This is a genomic window from Bradyrhizobium sp. USDA 4341 (assembly GCF_054063755.1).
Map to the genome: position 1 here is coordinate 6,717,711 of NZ_JBSSGO010000002.1, position 16,187 is coordinate 6,733,897.

Consider the following 16,187-nt stretch of genomic DNA (forward strand, 5'->3'; position numbering starts at 1 on the left):
CAAGCGAGGGAGAGCGACCATGAGCGACAACGGGCGTGACCATTTCGAGATCCCCAAATTCGAGATTCCCAAGGACATGCGGTCGATGGCGGAGGCGAGCTTCGATCAGGCGCGCAAGGCTTTCGAGCAGTTCGTGACCAACGCACGGGACACCGCCGGCAAGATCGAGGAGCGCAACGCCACGGTGCGCGCCGGCGCCAAGGAGCTTTCCACCAAGGCGCTCGGCTACGCGGAGAAGAACGTGCAGTCCTCGCTGGACTACGCCCAGTCGCTGCTCAAGGCCAAGGACCTCACCGAGGTCATGCGGCTGCACAGCGAATATGTGCAGGGCCAGATGCGCTCGCTCGCCGAGCAGGCCAGCGAAATGGGCCAGGCGGTCAGCCGCGCCGCGATGGATGCGGTCAAGCCCAAGAGCTGACGAAGAGCTGATGGGCTCTGTGGCAGACCCAACCCTGGTCGGGCGCGGTAATCCCATATTCCGCCACATAAAAAATGTGGCGTCGCACGCGATCTTACGTTGCGTTGCACAAAATTGACATGATATGGGTGTTTATTAGGCGCGCCCGACGAAGGGCACTCCCGTGAATCAAGGCAGCGTGATCCATTTCAACGTTCCCGGCCTTTGTGTCTCCGGGACGTCCGCAATGGTCACATCTACTCACCCGTTGCGAAGGATTACACGTATGACCAACCCGTCCGATCCGTTTTCCGCCTCGATCATCCCGTTCGAGGTTCCCGAGCAGATGCGCGCGTTCGCCGAAAAGGGCGTGCTGCAGGCCCGCGACAGCTACGCCAAGTTCAAGGATGCTGCCGAGACCCACAACTCGACGGTCGAGGCCGTGTTCACCTCGGTGAACAAGGGCGCCACCGCGTATTCGGCCAAGCTGATCGAGTTCTTCAAGGCCAACACCACCTCCTCGCTCGATTTCGCCCAGGAGCTGTTCAGCGTGAAGTCGCCGACCGAAGCAGTCGAGCTGTGGACCTCGCACGCCCGCAAGCAGTTCGAGACCTACACCGCGCAGGCCAAGGAGCTGGCCGAGCTCGGCCAGAAGGTCGCCAGCGAGACCGCCGAGCCGATCAAGGCCAGCGCCTCGAAGTTCTACCAGCAGCCGGCCGCCTGATCGCAGCCTGCATGAGATAGCGGAAGGCCCGGGCCGATGCGGTCCGGGCCTTTTTGCTGGACGGGGGCCGTGGAATGGCCCGAGATAAGAGCGGAAATCAGCGCGTTACGGCCTTGCCAAAGGCAGGCGTTGCACCTAGTTTCCGCCGAAATCGCCGCCCCCTTTTTGCGGGGCCGTGCGTCAGGATGCAGTTGTAGCTCAGTTGGTTAGAGCGCCTGTCTGTGGAACAGGAGGTCGGTGGTTCGAGCCCACCCAACTGTACCATCCACACCATCACCCAACGCGACGTCGCAAGTTCGGGCCATCGCAAGCTTGCCGCCTCCCTTGATCGCCGGTGGCGTGTCATCTCGCCTGCTTGCACTTCTGCGTGCGTTCACCCACACTCCCCGAAACGACGCCTTAACGACGCCTAGTGACACCTTTGGGGGGACGCATGGGGACCGCCGGTTCAAGGAGTTTTTCGTTTGCGTTGATATCAGCGGTCACCTTTGCCGCGCTGCTGCTGCTGCCGGGCCGCGGTGAGGCCTACACGCCGGACCAGCAGCAGGCCTGTACGCCGGACGCGTTCCGGCTTTGTGGCCCCGAGATTCCCGATGTCGATCGCATCACGGCCTGCATGATCAGGAACAGGGCGCAGCTGTCGCCGGCCTGCCGCGTGTTCTTCCGCGCAGATTCCGAGCCGCGCGAGGCGAGCGAGCGCGTGGAACGGCGGCCGGTCGCTGTGAAGCGGAAGGTCTCCAAGTCGCACAAGGCGAAGAAGTCTACCCACTGACGTCCGCCCATTGAGCTGGTTCCCATCACGCGCACGCGAGAGCCACGAGCCCCGGTTGTCTTGACGCGAACCGTTGTGCATGCGCGCGTGCTGATCGCTCGTCGGCAATTTCAAGACCGTCATGCGCGACAGACTGACGCCTTGTGACGCTGTCACGCAGCATCATCTCTGGAGCTTGTGTTGTTTGCCAAATCCGTTTCGCGACGGAACGGATGGAGTGAGGCGCGTGAGCGAATACGACAAGCAAGAGATCGATCGGCACTTCGCCTGGTTCGAAGCCAAGCTTCCGGAAAGGCCGGCACGCTTCGTCGCGTGGCTGCGCAAGCCGTCATCGCGCTACGTGCGGATTCCGCTCGCGATCCTCCTGATCATCGGCGGCATCTTCAGCTTCCTGCCGGTGCTCGGACTCTGGATGCTGCCGCTCGGACTCCTTTTGTTCGCGCAGGATGTCCCGCTCTTGCAGAGACCGACGGCGCAATTGCTCGGCTGGATCGAGCGCAAGTGGATCGCGCGCCAGCGCGCCAAGACTGCCGAAAGGCGCTAGGCGTGAGTCTTATCAAGCGCTTAGCGCCTCCATTTTCGGTTGTGTCATAAGTCGAGTGTGACTCAAAAAGCAGAATGTACCGGTAATCTTGGCCACTTTGCGGATTGCAAGAAGTTTCTTCTTTCGCGAATCAGCATGCTGATTCATTTTCGCCTCCTGGGGTCAATCTGGAGGCCAACGTATGAACGTGATTGTTTTCGCTTCGCGTAAGGGGGGCTCGGGGAAAAGTACCCTGGCTGCTCACCTCGCCGCGCAAGTGCACAAGGCAACGAAGCCCTGTCTGCTGATCGACGCCGATCCGCAGGGCTCGCTGACGCTCTGGCATAAATTGCGCGGCACCAACGAGCCGGCGATCAAGACTGCGGTGAACTCGGTCAGCGGGATCATTGCTCAAGCCAAGCGCGACGGCATCGAATGGGTGTTCATCGACACGCCGCCGAATCTGTCGGCTGTGGTCGACGACTCCATCAAGAACGCCACGATGGTGATCATTCCGGCGCGGCCCGGCGTGTTCGACGTCAACGCGGTGCAGGAAACGATTCAGACCTGCCGCTCGATGCGCAAGCCCTACGCCGTCGTGATCAACGGCGCGCCTGCGCAGCGTGACGGCGCCGAAAGCCGCATCGTCGCGATCGCGCGTGAGGCGCTGGCGAAATTCCGCGCACCGGTGTGGAGCGGCCAGATCACCAACCGCGCCGACCTTCTGATGGCGCTCGGCCAGGGTGAAGGCGCGCGCGAATATTATGCGGAAGGCCGCGCTGCCGCCGAGATCAATCGGCTGTGGGCCGCGATCGAACGCTCGATCAAGGCAATTCGCGGCACGGCGTCGGCGTCCGGCGCGATGCACAAGCAGGCGGCGTAACAACGCCGCTTTGGTTCGAACTGGAAAGAAACGCGCGGCACTCGCGCGTTTTTTGCGTGTTGAGGCAACGAGGCAATCGCGGATTGCCTCGGCTTGCGCTCGCAATGACGAAGCAGGCGGCTCTACGCTACCATCAGCAGATAGAACGCGATCACCGGCGCCAGGGTCAGGATCACCGACCAGATGCCGACAGCCCAAAGAATATCCTCGGTCGTAAAGCCCGGCTCACCCGGCCTCACGGCAATAAAACCATTCCTCGAATTCACGACGCCCCCGCGTTGGTCTTAAGCGCAATGCGGAGACAGATACGCGAGCGGTTTTAATATCCCGCTCGGACTTTCATCGGCATTTGCGCGCGGGTGCTACTTCGGATTAACCACAGCCCGGGCGGCGGGCTGCATCCGGCGGGAGGCCCAAAGCCTCAGTGCATGCCTCCATCCCGATCGCGGATCGCGCCGAGATGCTCGTTGATCCGGAACACGATCAGGATGAACTCGGCGGCGATGCGCGACAACACGATGCCGACGAAGATGCTGGCGATCGACGCGAGCAACTGGATGAAGCCGACGAACGGGCTGATCGCCATTGCCGTGAGGCTCCACAGGATGCCGGAGATTCCGAACAGCACGATGACCGCGATCACCAGCCAGTAGAACGTCTTGATGATCGTGGGCGTAATGAAGCGGTCCCACTGAAACAGATCCTGGAAATCGAACATCATGGTTCTCCCGGCCAGCCGAAATATGATTCGCGTCTCGTTCATCCTACTGCGTCACCCCCGGCGCGATCACTTCGTCCCGGCGGCCTGCGCAGCAGGCGTCGGTCAGGACGAGGCGTTTCGCCGGGCCCAATGGTTCGGGGCTGCGCCAAGGCGCCTCCGTACCCAAAGGGATCGATGCCGCAGAAGCCCAATCAGTCTCGCCAAAGCCAGGCCCGGGACCGGGCGCCGGCAGTCCAGGGGCGAGCTATGCGAGTGGGCTGGTTGTGATTGCTGCAAATAACGGCCACAATCGGGCTTCCCTCCAGCATATCCTCACCCAATGACCACGCTGACCTTCGAAGACTTCAAGCCCGGCCGTTTCGGCACGTTCGGCCCGCGCCATGTTTCGCGCGAGGAGATCCTCGCCTTTGCCGCCGAATTCGACCCGCAGCCGATGCATCTAGACGAGGAGGCCGCGAAGAAATCCATGCTCCGCGGCCTGTCGGGCTCGGGCTGGCATCTCGGCTCGCTGATGATGCGGATGATGTTCGACGGCTTCATCGGCCGCACCGCCTCGCTGGGCGCGCCCGGGGTCAACGAGATGCGCTGGGTGGCGCCGCTGCGTCCGGGTGACGATTTGACGCTGGATGTCGATGTCGTCGAAGCGCGCGTCTCGAAGAGCCGCCCCGAGACCGGCATCGTGACCTTCAAGAGTACGATCCGCAACGCGCGCGGCGAGATGCTGTGCGAGATGGAGGCGCCGATCATGATCAGCCGCCGTGACGCTGCGAGCGCGTAGGAGACATCATGCGCTTTTTTGAAGACATCGAGATCGGCGCACGGCGCGAGTTCGGCTCATTCACCTTTACCGCCGAAGACATCAAGCGGTTTGCCGCGCAGTTCGATCCGCAGCGCTTCCATCTCGACGAGGAGGAGGGGCGCAAGTCGCTGTTCGGCGGGCTCGCCGCATCGGGCTGGCACGTTGCCAGCGTCTGCATGAAGCTGCTCGTTGCCGACGGCAAGCAGCTCGCCGCGGAAGCCGCCGCCCGCGGCGAGACGGTCGCGGTCTGGGGACCCTCGCCGGGCTTCCGTGAGCTGCGCTGGATCCGCCCGGTGCTGGCTGGCGACACCATCAGCTTCACCAACCAGATCGAGACCAAGCGCACGTCCGAGAAGCGGCCGGAATGGGGCATCCTTGAAGCCCGCAACACCGGCGTCAATCAGCGCAATGAGGTGGTGTTCTCGTTCCTCGCGACCGCCTTTGTGCCGCGCCGGAATCCCGGTTCCTGATGTTGCTCCGGCGCCTCTGATGTTGCACGAACGCCATGGTTGGCAGCTACTTCTGCTGCCGACGTAGTTGTGCGTTGCGTGGAACTCATTTTTTGCTAACGCATTTTGAACCTTTGTCCCTGCCTTATGGCTGGGGGCACGAGCACTTGGGCCGAACACCTGGGGACGACTATGGCAGATCGCAGCGCGCTGAAACTCGTCGGCATTATCTTTGCGACGGTCACAGTTGTCGTGATGCTGGCCACCGGAATGGTCGTGAAGGGCTTTGCCGACGGCAATTATTCCTTCGAGACCACCGCGAGCATCGATCGCTGATCGACCGTCTGTGACCCACGGCGCTCGAGCGGGCGCTGTAGCGCGCATTCGCGCTTTTCAGTGTGACCCGTCGGCAGGCTGCGTCACACTTCTCCCGATCCCGAAATTCACCGATTCCAGATCAGCACCATCACGACGGTCGCGGCTGCCAGGATGCCGAGGAACCGGATCATGATCGTGCCGATACCCTGCTGCGGCTGGCGCAGCGGAATCGGATCGGCGGCGTTATCCGGCCGGACGCTCTGCATGAATTCTCTCCAAATGGACGTCCCGGCAAGGCGCGGCCCGGATGCGAATTCCGGGTTGGACGCGGGTTCGGCATCTCAAGTTCAAATCGGCTTCTGCAAGAATTGATGCCGCGCAGTTTACACCGCGCTGAATAACGAATCGTTCTGCGCTGAATCGGCCCACGCAAAACCAAGCCGCCGCCCCCTGGTCGGGAGGCGGCGGCCATCAGTCTGGAAAACTGATCGGGATCAGCTGTTGCGCAGGCCGTCGGCGGCGCGCTTCCACTGCGAGACGTTGTCGGCGATCATGCGCGTCGACTTCATCGCGGCCTGGCTGAGCTGGGCATAGCCGGAGATTTCGCGCTGGACGCGCTGGCCCTCGGCATGCAGCAGGTCGCGCAGGCTCTCGAGCTCGCCGATCAGCTTCTCGATCTCGGCGAGCGAGGTGCCGGCGACGCGCTGGATCAGCGAGTTGACGTTGCTGACGGTGGCATCGGTATTGGTGTCGGTCGGCGCGGTCTCCGGGCTCGCCACCGGCCGGCGCAGATAGGCGATGTCGTTGCGCACGAAGTCGCGGATGCCGGCTTCGACTTCCGAGACCGCAGCAAGGTTGGAATCGACCTCGGAAGTCGTTTCAGCGGCTTCCTCGGTACGGTTGGTGGCGTTCATCGGCTTTCCCCTGGTTCGCAATAGCGAAGCGCGGCTTGTCCCCCGCACGACGAATTGATGAAGTTACGGACCTATCAGTGCCGCCGAATTTGACCGCATCTGGGCCAAGTTGGGGCAATGCCTGATCATTAGCGCGACAGGGCTAACAGATCGTTCACCATGAGCGCTTGTAGCCGGCGCCGATGCTCTTGTTGATCGTGCCCTGGGCGGTCTCGCCGACCGAGCCGGAGACGGTGACGCCGTCGAACAGCTTCTGCTCGGCGCCGACCCGGCGCAGCCATCTGTCCTCGGCGGTCGACAGCGTCTGGCCTGCGGTGATGCTGGTGCCGGTGTCGGTAACGGACAGGCGTGCCGACTGATCGGTATCGTAGCTGCGCGACGGGTGGCCGTCGACGCCGGGCACCGGCACCACGCCCTGCTGGATCAAATTGTAGCCGCTCTGCAAGGTCAGCGAATACTGCTCCGACAGCGGCACCGATTTGCTGAGCGAGGTGCCGACCTTGCTCTGGTCGGCGCCCGGATCGACCCGCGCCTCGACCGAGGTCTTGTCCCAGATCGAAGCTACGCCACCCGTCGAGATCGAAGCCCAGGCCGAGCCGCCGGATTGCGGCAGGCTGCCGCCATTGGCGAGCCGCTCCGACAATTGCTCCGACGTCGTCATCGTGCCCTGTTTGGCGACCGTCATGTCGGCGCCGATGCGGGTGTCGAGGAACGGCGAGACCGACTGCTTGACCGACACCGCCGACGAGCCGTTGGTGTTGTTGTTGGTCGACCAGGACGGATCGTTGCCGGCGATGCTGCTGGGTTTGGCCGCACTCTTCGGCGCCAGCGTGGGCAGGCTGGTGGAATCGGTGTCGAGCTGGCTCCAGTCGAGCTTGCTCTGGTCGATGTCCTTCAGGATGTCGGCGTCATTGGCATCGGCCGCCGGCGGCGCTTCGTCGGCCGCAGCCTCGGCATCGTCAGCGGGGGCGCCTTTCGCGCTGTCCTTCGCTATCTCTTGGGCGGCGGGAACGATCGCCCATGGTGAGGTCTGCGCCGTGGCCGAAAACGCTATTGCCACGCTGAAGCCGGCCGCCAGCACCGGCAGCCTTGTCCAGCCAAATCGTGATGTAGAAGTCATTCCCAGCCCGCAAATTCCAGCGCCGCAACATGCGGTTTTCTTGGCGCAAAATTGTGGCAACGGCGCTGCGAAGGCAACTGATCAACGCGTGATCGTCATGTCCGGGACAAACGTCCCAGGCGCGGCCGTTCGGGGCTGGCAAAACAGGCCGCGGCGGCCGGGGCGCCTTAACGCGAAGGCGCGGCCCCGGACATGACGAAGGCGTGAAATCGTGGCGCCGTCAGACCGCGATGCGCGGCAAATGGATCGGGTAGCCGACGGTCTGCTCGACCAGGTCGAAACTGTCGACCAGCACGCGGAAGCTCGTGAGCTTGCCGGCCTTGAACTGCGCGAAATGCGCGATCCTGAGCGAGATCGGCTTGTTGGAGTCCAATGCCGTCAGCGAATAGCGCAGCATCGAGGCCGCGGAATCCGCGCCCAGCATGATGGACTCCCGATCGAAGCGGTGAACCCTCAGGTTCTCGCCGATCTGCCTGATCACCTCGAGCACGGCGGCCTTGCCGCGGCGCGAGCCGAAGAAGGAAAACAGGTCGATCGGCCCATAGATGGCCCATTCGACCTCGTCATCGAGCAGCGGCTCGATGTCTGCAAGCTGGCGTTCGTTGATCGCGCGATGCAATGCGCGCGAAAAACGCCAGAGGCTGTGCTCTGTCATTTTGGTCTCGTCCTGAAACTGGATTTTCAAAGCAAACGAATGGCAGGCGGTCAGCGTCGACGCCCTGCCAGGTTGCTGCACGTCACTATTACGGCCTCAAATAGGGCGGAACGGCCAAAACGCAAATGACTTTTTTGCAATGCACAATTGCGCCGGTTTTGACCGGAATGTGACCGCCCGTCCGCAGAACCCCGTTCCGATTGCATCGGAACGGGTTCTCGATTCTAGTTTTGACGCGTTTTCTTTACGCGAACCGGTGTCCACTTCGCTCGAAAACGCTCCGGCCACCGCAATTCAGCGGTCGCGCTGCCGCAGCGGCTGCCGCTCGATCACGATCTCGGCGTCGCGGATCGCCACCACCGCGAACAGCAGCGCGCCGCCGATGCCACCGATCGCGGCGCCGAGCGGCATGAAGGTGAAAAACACCAGCGTTCCGCTGTCGAGACCTGAGGTTTTGGCCAGTCCGATCCAGGCGAGCCCGGCTCCGATGCCGAGAGCGGCGCCGCCAAGGGCGCCCAGTGCAAGGCCAAGCACAGCGAGCAATGCGACTTTCATGGTGATTTCAGCCCCGACCGCAACAAGCCCAGTGATAGGTCAGCGCCGGGCCTTCGAGGTTCAACGCCGGCGGGGACGAATTTGCGGGGCGGGACGCCGGCGTGGGTTGCCCCGTGTTCCGGGAGCTAGAGCGTTTTCGAGCGAAGTGGACACCGGTTCGCGTGAAGAAAACGCGTCAAAACAAGAATCTAGAGCTTCGGTTCTGATTCAATCAGAACCGAAAATGCTCTAGCCCGCGATTTGCCCGGTCAGCGCCGCTGCGACATCACGCTCCAGCACCTGCTGGACGAGGTCGAATGTGTCGATGATCTCGCGGATGTCGGTGATTTTGCCGTCGCGCAGCGTGTAGAACACCGCGACGTCGAACTGCACCACGCGGGCGTTGTTGCGCTTGCGGAAGAACACCCGCAGCTGGGCTGCGACCTTGTCGCCTTCGGCCACCACCATCGGCGCCTCGTAGCGCATGTCGGAATAGCGCTCGTGGATCGTGGTCCACATCTGGCGCAGCGCGGCCTTGCCGCGGTGCTGGCCCATATGCGGAAGAATGTCGATCGGGGCGTTGGCGAGAAACGCGACGTCGTCGCTGCAGCGATCGAGCGCGCCCTCGATGCCGCCGGCATAATAGACGTCGAGGAAGTTCAAGACGCGTTGCCGGTTCAAATCCTCGCCCATATTCGACTCCGCCGGTTCTGTCCGACTCGCCTTTGACTGGCCCTGGCCCGCATTGTGAACCGAAGCGTTCCACTCTCAAACATATGTTTTGACGCACGAGACGCGATTAGGTTCGGCAACCGGAGCGTGCATTGCGGCACAACATGCATGCGGTGCGCCGGGGTGCCATCCCGACATGGCAGGAAACTGAACTGATGAAACTGAACTGATCGCGTCTCGAAGACGTGAAGCGCACGCGGGGGCAGGTAGCCGCGAATTCGTGAGAACTCCCCGGGCGTTTCACGTTGGCCCGGAAGCGGCGGGAACCGGCGGGGCCGCCTGGCCGTTGATGCCTTAAGAATTCCATCGGAGCCGTATCATGAAATCGATTCTTCTCGCTTCCGCCCTTGCCGTCAGTGCGCTCGCCGCCACCTCGCCCGCCGACGCCAAGGGCTGCATCAAGGGCGCGGTCGTCGGCGGTGTCGCCGGTCATTATGCCGGCCACCACGGCATGCTCGGCGCTGCCGCCGGATGCCTCTACGGCCGCCATCACGCCAAGGAGCAGGAACGTCAGCGCCAACAGCAACAGGTGCAGCCCTCGCAGCAGGAGAAGCTGTGAGCTCGGTTGCGTGAAGCCACGTTCCGGGAACGTGACTCACGTTCCGGGAACGCCGCCCGCGCGGGCGGCGTTGTCTCCTTGCGTAACGGAGACGATGATGACGAAACCAAAGACCGGGAATATCCAGCCCGTTCCCGACGACAACCAGAGCCACAAGGGCCCCGGCAGCGCCCCCGGCGTTCCCCTCGACACCACCAAGGGCCATCGCGACGACGAGAAGCACAACATCCGCGAGCAGGCCGCACACGGCAATCTGATTCAGAACACCAGCAACAAGCGGTCCGGGTAGAATTCCAGATCGCGCGGTAAGCTCTGCCGTCGTCCCGGCGAAAGCCGGGACCCATAACCACAGGGTTACGTTGTTGAAGCATGCTGGGGCCACAGCGCGGGACAACAATTCCTGCCCGTGGTTATGGGTCCCGGGTCGCGCTGCGCTTGCCCGGGACGACGTGGGTGAGATTCCGCTTCGCACATCAAACAGACCCGTAGGTAGCGATCCCGTTTCCGGCGTGACCTGCATCACGCCGCAGGCGAGGGCGCGCGGCTAGCGTGGCGGCATCGGATCACCCGATTGAGAAGGGATCGCCGCCATGAATGCCATCGCTGCACCGAAATCGCCTGCGCAGAACCGGCTCGAAGGCTTTGCGCTCACCGCCATCCTGCAGGGCCTGCCGACCTTCGCCGCCGCCGTGCTGATGCTGAAGATCGTCGGCGCGCGCGAGATCGTCGGCGAACGCTATGGCGCTGCCATCTTCGTCGTGCTCGCCTCGCTGGTCTACGCCGCGATCACGCCACAGCTTGCCGCAAGATTTCCGAAGCGGTTCGCGCACGCCACGGCGCCGATGTTCTTCGACGCGAGTCTGTCGTTCTCCGAGAAGATCGCGCAGTGGCGAAGCCAGCCAGGCGTCTCGCTGCAACTCATGACCACGATGATCATGATGTCGCTGCTGGCGGTCGCGGTCGTCAGTGTGGGCTGAGCTTGCGCTTCGCCACCGATCGGCCTTATCTGCGCGCATGCAGATCAGGGACGAACGCGATGACGCCGCCGCCGCGATCAGCCGCATCACGACGGCCGCATTCGCGAAAGCACCGCACAGCAGCGGCACCGAAGCCCGCATCGTCGGGGCGCTGCGCCAGGCCGGCGCGCTGACAATCTCGCTGGTGGCAACGTCGGATGACGGACGCATCGTCGGCCACGTCGCCTTCTCGCCGGTGCAAATCGATCGCATGCCCGGTCGCTGGTACGGCCTCGGCCCGGTCTCGGTCACGGCGGAGATGCAACGCCAGGGCATCGGCGGCGCATTGATCCGCGAGGGACTGGCGCGGCTTGCTGCACTGAATGCCGACGGCTGCGTCCTGCTCGGCGATCCCGCCGATTACCGCCGCTTCGGCTTTGTCAGCGATCCCGCGCTGACCTCTGGCGGCAAGCCGAGTCCGTATTTTCAGCGGCTGGTGCTGAAGGACGAGCCGCCGAAAGGGGATGTTAGCTATCATCCGGCATTCGGCGTCGAATGACCGGTTGAGTCTGTCCGACAGCTATCCCTGCTCAGTTGGGGCTAAGAATCTCTCCGCTTGCGCGCGCGTAGAGAAGCGTCCGACCTCTTGATAGTCGGGATCATGCTCTGCCGTATCGGGCGAACGGATCACGACGAATTCGCCGTTCTCTTCCTCGATGAACTCGGTTAGGTCTTCGCTCCTGGTCGGCGTCATGTGGCGAGCGCCGCAGTGAGGGCAGTCGTCGTCACACGTGCAGGACCATTCATCGGTCCAACGGCGTCGGCAACGTTCACATCTGTAGAAATTGAGAAACCAAGCCATGTCGACTCCTCAAGATTTCAGGCGATAAATGCCCCGTGCCAGGAACTCGATAAACCCACGATCGCGCAAGAATTGAAGCTGCTGACGTATCTTCGGCCGGACGTTCTGGTTGCCCGGGTACAGAACACCAAGATGCCGTTCGAAGGCATAGACCTCTTCAAGGGTAAAGTCGCGCTTGCCCAGCGATTCAACGCATTTCATCACGTCGAGCAGCCAGCCTCGTGACTCCAGCGACTCACTCCTGAGAAACAGCGTCTTCTGCCATTCGGCAAGGACCGACTCCTTGTCTCGAATGACTCCGTTCTGGACGATGTGGATTTTCCCGGACTCCGGGACCTTCCCGAGCAGGATATTGGACCCGATCCAACCAGCGCGCCGGGCGGTCGCAGCCAGCGGCTTCCGCTCCTCGATGATGTCCCGGACAAAGAAGTGCTTCGGAACGATCAGTAGATTGACGACCGCAAGCGTCTTGAGGTCGTAGTTCATCAGTAGAAGATTCGGATTATTGCTCGCATCGAGACGTTCGCATTTCGTCTTGTAAGCGCCGTCGGCAACCTTCGGGCCGAACTTGCCCTTCTGGCTCTTGAGCTCGAACTCCTCGCTGCACGATCCGCACAGGAAGTCGGCTACTGGACTGTTGTTGGGAAACTGCGACATCTTTGCATTGCCGCAATGCGGACAATAGGCCCAAGCCTTGACCCAGGCTTCGGTCCATGCACGGGCGCTTTGCGAGCCGCTGGTGTAGGAGGTTTGTGATTCTTCGAAGCCGAGTTTCATGAGGCCAGCGTAGCGAAACCGAACCAAATATCTAGCGCTACGCATCTACTCCAGTTCAATCTCCTCAATCCGCGCCGGCACCGCGCCAAAATCGCTGAACCGTACCCAGCGTGGCCTCACGCGGACATAGCCGATGTTCGGCCACGCCTCCCGCTCCGGGCCGTCGGGCCAGGCGGCGAAATACACCCGCTTGCACGCCGCCAACTCCGCGCCGGTCGGAAAGTCGGCGACGCCCTCGAGCTGCGCGGTCTGCTCGGCATCCCAGCCGATCACCAGCGCGGCACGGGGATCGGCGCGGAGGTTCTGGTATTTGCGCGAGGTGGTCAGCGTATCGAAGATGATTTCGAGATCGTCGCTGACCGCGATGCCCACGACGGCGGCCTGCGGCGCGCCGTCTTGAACCGTGCTGACCACCGCGAGCCGATGCATCCGCAGGAAGGCGAGAAGCTCGGCGCGCGTCATGGTCTACCGCTTCTTCCACCCGCCGCGCTTGCCCGGCGCTCCCCCGCTGCTCCGCGGCGCTGGCCCAAACTCCGGCCCTGATTGTCGTGAGTCGTTCGGCTGGATGATGCGGCTCGTCGTGCCGAACGGTTTGGCCGGCAGCGCGTCGCTCGGGCGGAAGGGCAGCGATTCCGGGCCGTGCATCTCGTCGAGGTCGGGCTTGTGCACCCGTGAGCCGGACTTGCCGCCGCGGCTCGCCTTGATTGAAGTCTGTGCGGTCTTGTTCTTCAGCGCGGCGACCGGCAGGTTGGCGGCATCGCCGTATTTTCGGGTGCCGGCATAGGCGCCGGCCTGCTTCTGCACGTTGCGCTGCTTGGCGGTGGGATCGTCGACCACGGCCATCTCGGTGGCGCGCAGCCGCTTGACCTCGTCGCGCAGGCGGGCAGCTTCCTCGAAGTTCAGGTCGGCCGCGGCCTCGCGCATCCGGGTTTCGAGGTCGCCCAGCACGGCCTCGAAATTATGCCCGATCGAGATCACGTCGTCGGCCATGCCGCCGTCGCCGATCTCGACCAGCACGTGGTCGCGCTCGTAGACCGAGTTGAGGATGTCGCCGATCGACTTCTTGACGCTCTCCGGCGTGATGCCATGTTCAGTATTGTACTCGACCTGCTTCTCGCGGCGGCGGTTGGTCTCGGCGATGGCGCGCTCCATCGAGCCGGTCATCTGATCGGCATAGAGGATCACCTTGCCGTCGACGTTGCGCGCGGCACGGCCGATGGTCTGGATCAAGGATGTTTCGCTGCGCAGAAAACCTTCCTTGTCGGCATCGAGGATCGCGACCAGCGCGCATTCGGGAATGTCGAGGCCCTCGCGCAGCAAATTGATGCCGACCAGCGCGTCGAACGCACCGAGCCTGAGATCCCGGATGATCTCGATGCGCTCGATGGTGTCGATATCAGAGTGCATGTAACGGACGCGGATGCCCTGCTCATGGAGATATTCCGTGAGGTCCTCCGCCATGCGCTTGGTCAGCACGGTGATCAGCGAGCGGTAGCCGGCCTGCGCGGTGGCGCGCACTTCGCCGACGAGGTCGTCGACCTGGGTGCGGGCGGGGCGAATATTGACAGGAGGATCGATCAGCCCGGTCGGGCGGATCACCTGCTCGACGAACACGCCGCCGGACTCGTTGATCTCCCAGCCGCTCGGCGTCGCCGACACCGCCACCGTCTGCGGCCGCATCATGTCCCATTCCTCGAAGCGGAGCGGGCGGTTGTCCATGCAGGAGGGCAGGCGGAAGCCGTATTCGGCTAACGTCGCCTTGCGGCGGAAGTCGCCGCGGAACATGCCGCCAATTTGGGGGACGGTGACGTGGCTTTCGTCGGCGAAGACAAGCGCGTTGTCGGGCACGTATTCGAAAAGCGTCGGCGGCGGCTCGCCGGGGCGGCGGCCGGTGAGATAGCGCGAATAGTTCTCGATGCCGGCGCAGCTACCGGTCGCTTCCATCATCTCGAGATCGAAGGTGGTGCGCTGCTCCAGCCGCTGCGCTTCCAGCAGGCGGCCCTGGTCGTTGAGCTGGTCGAGCCGCATCTTCAATTCTGATTTGATCGACTTGATCGCCTGTACCAGCGTCGGGCGCGGCGTCACATAGTGCGAATTGGCGTACATCTTGATGAATTCGAGCTCGTCCTGCTTGTGGCCGGTGAGCGGATCGAACTCCTCGATGGTCTCGATGGTGTCGCCGAACAGGTTCACGCGCCAGGCGCGGTCCTCATAGTGCGCCGGGAAGATGTCGATGACGTCGCCGCGGACCCGGAAGGTGCCGCGGGTGAAGTCGGCCTGGGTCCGCTTGTATTGCAGCGCGACCAGGTCGGCGATCAGCTGCCGCTGGTCGATGCGCTCGCCCTTCTTCAGCGCGAAGGTCATCGCGGTGTAGGTCTCGACCGAACCGATACCGTAGATGCAGGACACCGAAGCAACGATGATGACGTCGTCGCGCTCGAGCAGCGCGCGCGTCGCCGAGTGGCGCATGCGGTCGATCTGCTCGTTGATCGAGGAATCCTTCTCGATGTAGGTGTCGGTGCGCGGAACGTAGGCTTCCGGCTGGTAGTAGTCGTAATAGCTGACGAAATACTCGACCGCGTTGTCGGGGAAGAAGCTCTTGAACTCGCCATAGAGCTGCGCGGCCAGCGTCTTGTTCGGCGCCAGGATCAGCGCCGGGCGCTGCGTCGCCTCGATCACCTTGGCCATGGTGTAGGTCTTGCCCGAGCCGGTGACGCCGAGCAGCACCTGGGTGCGGTCGTTGCGCCCAATGCCCTCGACCAACTCCGCGATCGCGGTCGGCTGGTCGCCCTTGGGCTCGTAGGAGGACTTGATCTCGAACCGCACGCCGCCTTCGGATTTCTCCGGGCGCGGCGGCCGGTGCGGGGTCCAGACCCGCATCGAGCCGTCATCCCTGCGGAATTCCGGGCGGCCGTCGCGGATCAGGTTCTCCAGCGCGTCGGCGGTCGCCTTGACGCCGAGCGCCTCCATCTTGCTGCGCGGCGGACGGGCCAGCGCCTCGTCATCGTCCTCGGCCGTCGGCAGGCCGAGCTGCCGCGCCAGTTCCGGATCGAGCGTCGGGATGGTGGCCGAGGTGCCGTAATTGGCCTGCGGGGCTTCCTCGAGGCCGGACGCGTCGCGCCTGGCGACGTCCTCGCTGGTCTCGCGCGTCGACGCGCGTGCGCGATGTGCGGCGGCCTCGCCGCCGGCGCGACGGTCCCAGGAATTGTCCGGCGGCGGCTGCAGGCCGGTGCCCGAACCCATGCCGGCATCGCCGCGATTGATCGCGGGATTGAGCAGTTCGGCAAGCGCTGGTCCGATCGGTTGGACCTCGGGCCGGTGTGCCTTGGATTTGGGGGATTTGCCGGGCTTTTTCGGAGTGTTCGGTGTCTTCGCCATGCCCGGAATATGGGACGAGTCCGGCAGCGAGAAAAGGGTAATCGACGGCCGGATTGGCGCACAGGCGAGGCTGCTGACAGCAGGGTGTCAGCAGGCTTCTGCGCTCTCGCTCCC

At 63.3% G+C, this 16,187-nt stretch carries 23 protein-coding genes and 1 tRNA gene; 13 read left to right on the forward strand and 11 right to left on the reverse strand.

Going from position 1 to position 16,187, the window contains the following annotated elements; translation table 11 throughout:
- Nucleotides 1-19 precede the first annotated feature (19 nt).
- The 6 genes from ACVIGB_RS37695 (at nt 20) to ACVIGB_RS37720 (ending at nt 3,299) form a co-directional block, all read left to right on the forward strand.
- Nucleotides 20-418, forward strand: coding sequence for a phasin family protein (locus ACVIGB_RS37695; protein WP_092123550.1), 399 nt, complete (start codon nt 20-22; stop codon nt 416-418).
- Nucleotides 419-683: 265 nt separating this feature from the next.
- Nucleotides 684-1,121 (forward strand): phasin, encoded by a 438-nt coding sequence (locus ACVIGB_RS37700; RefSeq protein ID WP_456718880.1) that lies wholly within the window; start codon nt 684-686, stop codon nt 1,119-1,121.
- Nucleotides 1,122-1,308: 187 nt separating this feature from the next.
- Nucleotides 1,309-1,385 (forward strand) — tRNA-His (locus ACVIGB_RS37705).
- Between the two features lie 205 nt (nt 1,386-1,590).
- Nucleotides 1,591-1,893 (forward strand): hypothetical protein, encoded by a 303-nt coding sequence (locus tag ACVIGB_RS37710; RefSeq protein WP_456718879.1) that lies wholly within the window; start codon nt 1,591-1,593, stop codon nt 1,891-1,893.
- A gap of 217 nt (nt 1,894-2,110) precedes the next feature.
- Nucleotides 2,111-2,437 carry a hypothetical protein gene (locus ACVIGB_RS37715; protein WP_456718878.1) on the forward strand — a complete coding sequence of 109 codons (327 nt, stop codon included), beginning with the start codon at nt 2,111-2,113 and terminating at the stop codon, nt 2,435-2,437.
- A 181-nt stretch (nt 2,438-2,618) separates the two neighbouring features.
- Entirely contained in the window at nt 2,619-3,299 is a 681-nt protein-coding gene (locus tag ACVIGB_RS37720; RefSeq protein WP_021081815.1) for a ParA family protein, read from the forward strand.
- A 122-nt stretch (nt 3,300-3,421) separates the two neighbouring features.
- On the opposite strand, the gene ACVIGB_RS37725 is transcribed toward ACVIGB_RS37720, so the two are convergent.
- Together ACVIGB_RS37725 and ACVIGB_RS37730 are read right to left on the reverse strand one after the other, a co-directional pair.
- Nucleotides 3,422-3,565 (reverse strand): hypothetical protein, encoded by a 144-nt coding sequence (locus tag ACVIGB_RS37725; protein ID WP_171947763.1) that lies wholly within the window; start codon nt 3,563-3,565, stop codon nt 3,422-3,424.
- Nucleotides 3,566-3,720: 155 nt separating this feature from the next.
- On the reverse strand, nt 3,721-4,017 hold the full coding sequence (locus ACVIGB_RS37730; protein ID WP_092126096.1) for a DUF4282 domain-containing protein: 297 nt from the start codon (nt 4,015-4,017) through the stop codon (nt 3,721-3,723).
- 322 nt (nt 4,018-4,339) lie between these two features.
- On the opposite strand from ACVIGB_RS37730, the gene ACVIGB_RS37735 reads away from it, so the two are divergent.
- The 3 genes from ACVIGB_RS37735 (at nt 4,340) to ACVIGB_RS37745 (ending at nt 5,604) form a co-directional block, all read left to right on the forward strand.
- On the forward strand, nt 4,340-4,798 hold the full coding sequence (locus ACVIGB_RS37735; protein WP_092117490.1) for a MaoC family dehydratase: 459 nt from the start codon (nt 4,340-4,342) through the stop codon (nt 4,796-4,798).
- Nucleotides 4,799-4,806: 8 nt separating this feature from the next.
- Complete coding sequence (locus tag ACVIGB_RS37740) at nt 4,807-5,289, forward strand: MaoC family dehydratase (protein ID WP_456718877.1); 483 nt, start codon at nt 4,807-4,809, stop codon at nt 5,287-5,289.
- 171 nt (nt 5,290-5,460) lie between these two features.
- A complete protein-coding gene (locus ACVIGB_RS37745; RefSeq protein ID WP_016841369.1) occupies nt 5,461-5,604 on the forward strand; it encodes a hypothetical protein in 144 nt (47 codons plus the stop codon).
- 107 nt (nt 5,605-5,711) lie between these two features.
- On the opposite strand, the gene ACVIGB_RS37750 is transcribed toward ACVIGB_RS37745, so the two are convergent.
- From ACVIGB_RS37750 to ACVIGB_RS37775, 6 genes are all read right to left on the reverse strand, one after another.
- Complete coding sequence (locus ACVIGB_RS37750) at nt 5,712-5,852, reverse strand: hypothetical protein (RefSeq protein ID WP_173640867.1); 141 nt, start codon at nt 5,850-5,852, stop codon at nt 5,712-5,714.
- Nucleotides 5,853-6,080: 228 nt separating this feature from the next.
- The gene (locus tag ACVIGB_RS37755) at nt 6,081-6,500 is read right to left on the reverse strand and encodes a hypothetical protein (protein ID WP_092117486.1); all 420 of its coding nucleotides are present in this window, start codon (nt 6,498-6,500) and stop codon (nt 6,081-6,083) included.
- 154 nt (nt 6,501-6,654) lie between these two features.
- Nucleotides 6,655-7,620 (reverse strand): hypothetical protein, encoded by a 966-nt coding sequence (locus tag ACVIGB_RS37760; RefSeq protein ID WP_456718876.1) that lies wholly within the window; start codon nt 7,618-7,620, stop codon nt 6,655-6,657.
- Between the two features lie 220 nt (nt 7,621-7,840).
- A complete protein-coding gene (locus ACVIGB_RS37765; RefSeq protein ID WP_171947760.1) occupies nt 7,841-8,275 on the reverse strand; it encodes a nuclear transport factor 2 family protein in 435 nt (144 codons plus the stop codon).
- Between the two features lie 294 nt (nt 8,276-8,569).
- Entirely contained in the window at nt 8,570-8,830 is a 261-nt protein-coding gene (locus ACVIGB_RS37770; protein ID WP_456718875.1) for a hypothetical protein, read from the reverse strand.
- Nucleotides 8,831-9,058: 228 nt separating this feature from the next.
- Nucleotides 9,059-9,502: a nuclear transport factor 2 family protein gene (locus tag ACVIGB_RS37775; RefSeq protein WP_456718874.1), complete on the reverse strand. Its 444-nt coding sequence runs from the start codon at nt 9,500-9,502 to the stop codon at nt 9,059-9,061.
- A 358-nt stretch (nt 9,503-9,860) separates the two neighbouring features.
- On the opposite strand from ACVIGB_RS37775, the gene ACVIGB_RS37780 reads away from it, so the two are divergent.
- From ACVIGB_RS37780 to ACVIGB_RS37795, 4 genes are all read left to right on the forward strand, one after another.
- Nucleotides 9,861-10,100 (forward strand): hypothetical protein, encoded by a 240-nt coding sequence (locus ACVIGB_RS37780; RefSeq protein ID WP_456718873.1) that lies wholly within the window; start codon nt 9,861-9,863, stop codon nt 10,098-10,100.
- Nucleotides 10,101-10,197: 97 nt separating this feature from the next.
- A complete protein-coding gene (locus ACVIGB_RS37785; RefSeq protein ID WP_456718872.1) occupies nt 10,198-10,389 on the forward strand; it encodes a hypothetical protein in 192 nt (63 codons plus the stop codon).
- 301 nt (nt 10,390-10,690) lie between these two features.
- Nucleotides 10,691-11,077, forward strand: coding sequence for a hypothetical protein (locus ACVIGB_RS37790; RefSeq protein ID WP_456718871.1), 387 nt, complete (start codon nt 10,691-10,693; stop codon nt 11,075-11,077).
- A 37-nt stretch (nt 11,078-11,114) separates the two neighbouring features.
- Nucleotides 11,115-11,615 carry a GNAT family N-acetyltransferase gene (locus ACVIGB_RS37795; protein WP_456718870.1) on the forward strand — a complete coding sequence of 167 codons (501 nt, stop codon included), beginning with the start codon at nt 11,115-11,117 and terminating at the stop codon, nt 11,613-11,615.
- Between the two features lie 312 nt (nt 11,616-11,927).
- Here the strand turns inward: ACVIGB_RS37795 and ACVIGB_RS37800 are convergent, their stop codons facing one another.
- Genes ACVIGB_RS37800 through uvrB form a run of 3 tightly spaced genes read right to left on the reverse strand, consistent with a single transcriptional unit; the run spans nt 11,928 to nt 16,073 of the window.
- Nucleotides 11,928-12,695 carry a DpnI domain-containing protein gene (locus tag ACVIGB_RS37800; protein WP_092117466.1) on the reverse strand — a complete coding sequence of 256 codons (768 nt, stop codon included), beginning with the start codon at nt 12,693-12,695 and terminating at the stop codon, nt 11,928-11,930.
- Nucleotides 12,696-12,740: 45 nt separating this feature from the next.
- The gene (locus ACVIGB_RS37805) at nt 12,741-13,157 is read right to left on the reverse strand and encodes a pyridoxamine 5'-phosphate oxidase family protein (RefSeq protein ID WP_092117464.1); all 417 of its coding nucleotides are present in this window, start codon (nt 13,155-13,157) and stop codon (nt 12,741-12,743) included.
- A gap of 3 nt (nt 13,158-13,160) precedes the next feature.
- On the reverse strand, nt 13,161-16,073 hold the full coding sequence (gene uvrB / locus ACVIGB_RS37810; RefSeq protein WP_456718869.1) for an excinuclease ABC subunit UvrB: 2,913 nt from the start codon (nt 16,071-16,073) through the stop codon (nt 13,161-13,163).
- Nucleotides 16,074-16,187 lie beyond the last annotated feature (114 nt).

Bases quoted from the DNA above. Each gene is read 5' to 3' on its own strand.
- ACVIGB_RS37755 (WP_092117486.1), bottom strand. From the start codon at position 6,500: ATGAACGCCACCAACCGTACCGAGGAAGCCGCTGAAACGACTTCCGAG.
- ACVIGB_RS37720 (WP_021081815.1), top strand. From the start codon at position 2,619: ATGAACGTGATTGTTTTCGCTTCGCGTAAGGGGGGCTCGGGGAAAAGT.
- ACVIGB_RS37790 (WP_456718871.1), top strand. From the start codon at position 10,691: ATGAATGCCATCGCTGCACCGAAATCGCCTGCGCAGAACCGGCTCGAA.
- ACVIGB_RS37770 (WP_456718875.1), bottom strand. From the start codon at position 8,830: ATGAAAGTCGCATTGCTCGCTGTGCTTGGCCTTGCACTGGGCGCCCTT.
- ACVIGB_RS37780 (WP_456718873.1), top strand. From the start codon at position 9,861: ATGAAATCGATTCTTCTCGCTTCCGCCCTTGCCGTCAGTGCGCTCGCC.
- ACVIGB_RS37730 (WP_092126096.1), bottom strand. From the start codon at position 4,017: ATGTTCGATTTCCAGGATCTGTTTCAGTGGGACCGCTTCATTACGCCC.
- ACVIGB_RS37760 (WP_456718876.1), bottom strand. From the start codon at position 7,620: ATGACTTCTACATCACGATTTGGCTGGACAAGGCTGCCGGTGCTGGCG.
- ACVIGB_RS37735 (WP_092117490.1), top strand. From the start codon at position 4,340: ATGACCACGCTGACCTTCGAAGACTTCAAGCCCGGCCGTTTCGGCACG.
- uvrB (WP_456718869.1), bottom strand. From the start codon at position 16,073: ATGGCGAAGACACCGAACACTCCGAAAAAGCCCGGCAAATCCCCCAAA.
- ACVIGB_RS37800 (WP_092117466.1), bottom strand. From the start codon at position 12,695: ATGAAACTCGGCTTCGAAGAATCACAAACCTCCTACACCAGCGGCTCG.
- ACVIGB_RS37745 (WP_016841369.1), top strand. From the start codon at position 5,461: ATGGCAGATCGCAGCGCGCTGAAACTCGTCGGCATTATCTTTGCGACG.
- ACVIGB_RS37750 (WP_173640867.1), bottom strand. From the start codon at position 5,852: ATGCAGAGCGTCCGGCCGGATAACGCCGCCGATCCGATTCCGCTGCGC.
- ACVIGB_RS37740 (WP_456718877.1), top strand. From the start codon at position 4,807: ATGCGCTTTTTTGAAGACATCGAGATCGGCGCACGGCGCGAGTTCGGC.
- ACVIGB_RS37795 (WP_456718870.1), top strand. From the start codon at position 11,115: ATGCAGATCAGGGACGAACGCGATGACGCCGCCGCCGCGATCAGCCGC.
- ACVIGB_RS37775 (WP_456718874.1), bottom strand. From the start codon at position 9,502: ATGGGCGAGGATTTGAACCGGCAACGCGTCTTGAACTTCCTCGACGTC.
- ACVIGB_RS37765 (WP_171947760.1), bottom strand. From the start codon at position 8,275: ATGACAGAGCACAGCCTCTGGCGTTTTTCGCGCGCATTGCATCGCGCG.
- ACVIGB_RS37785 (WP_456718872.1), top strand. From the start codon at position 10,198: ATGACGAAACCAAAGACCGGGAATATCCAGCCCGTTCCCGACGACAAC.
- ACVIGB_RS37695 (WP_092123550.1), top strand. From the start codon at position 20: ATGAGCGACAACGGGCGTGACCATTTCGAGATCCCCAAATTCGAGATT.
- ACVIGB_RS37805 (WP_092117464.1), bottom strand. From the start codon at position 13,157: ATGACGCGCGCCGAGCTTCTCGCCTTCCTGCGGATGCATCGGCTCGCG.
- ACVIGB_RS37700 (WP_456718880.1), top strand. From the start codon at position 684: ATGACCAACCCGTCCGATCCGTTTTCCGCCTCGATCATCCCGTTCGAG.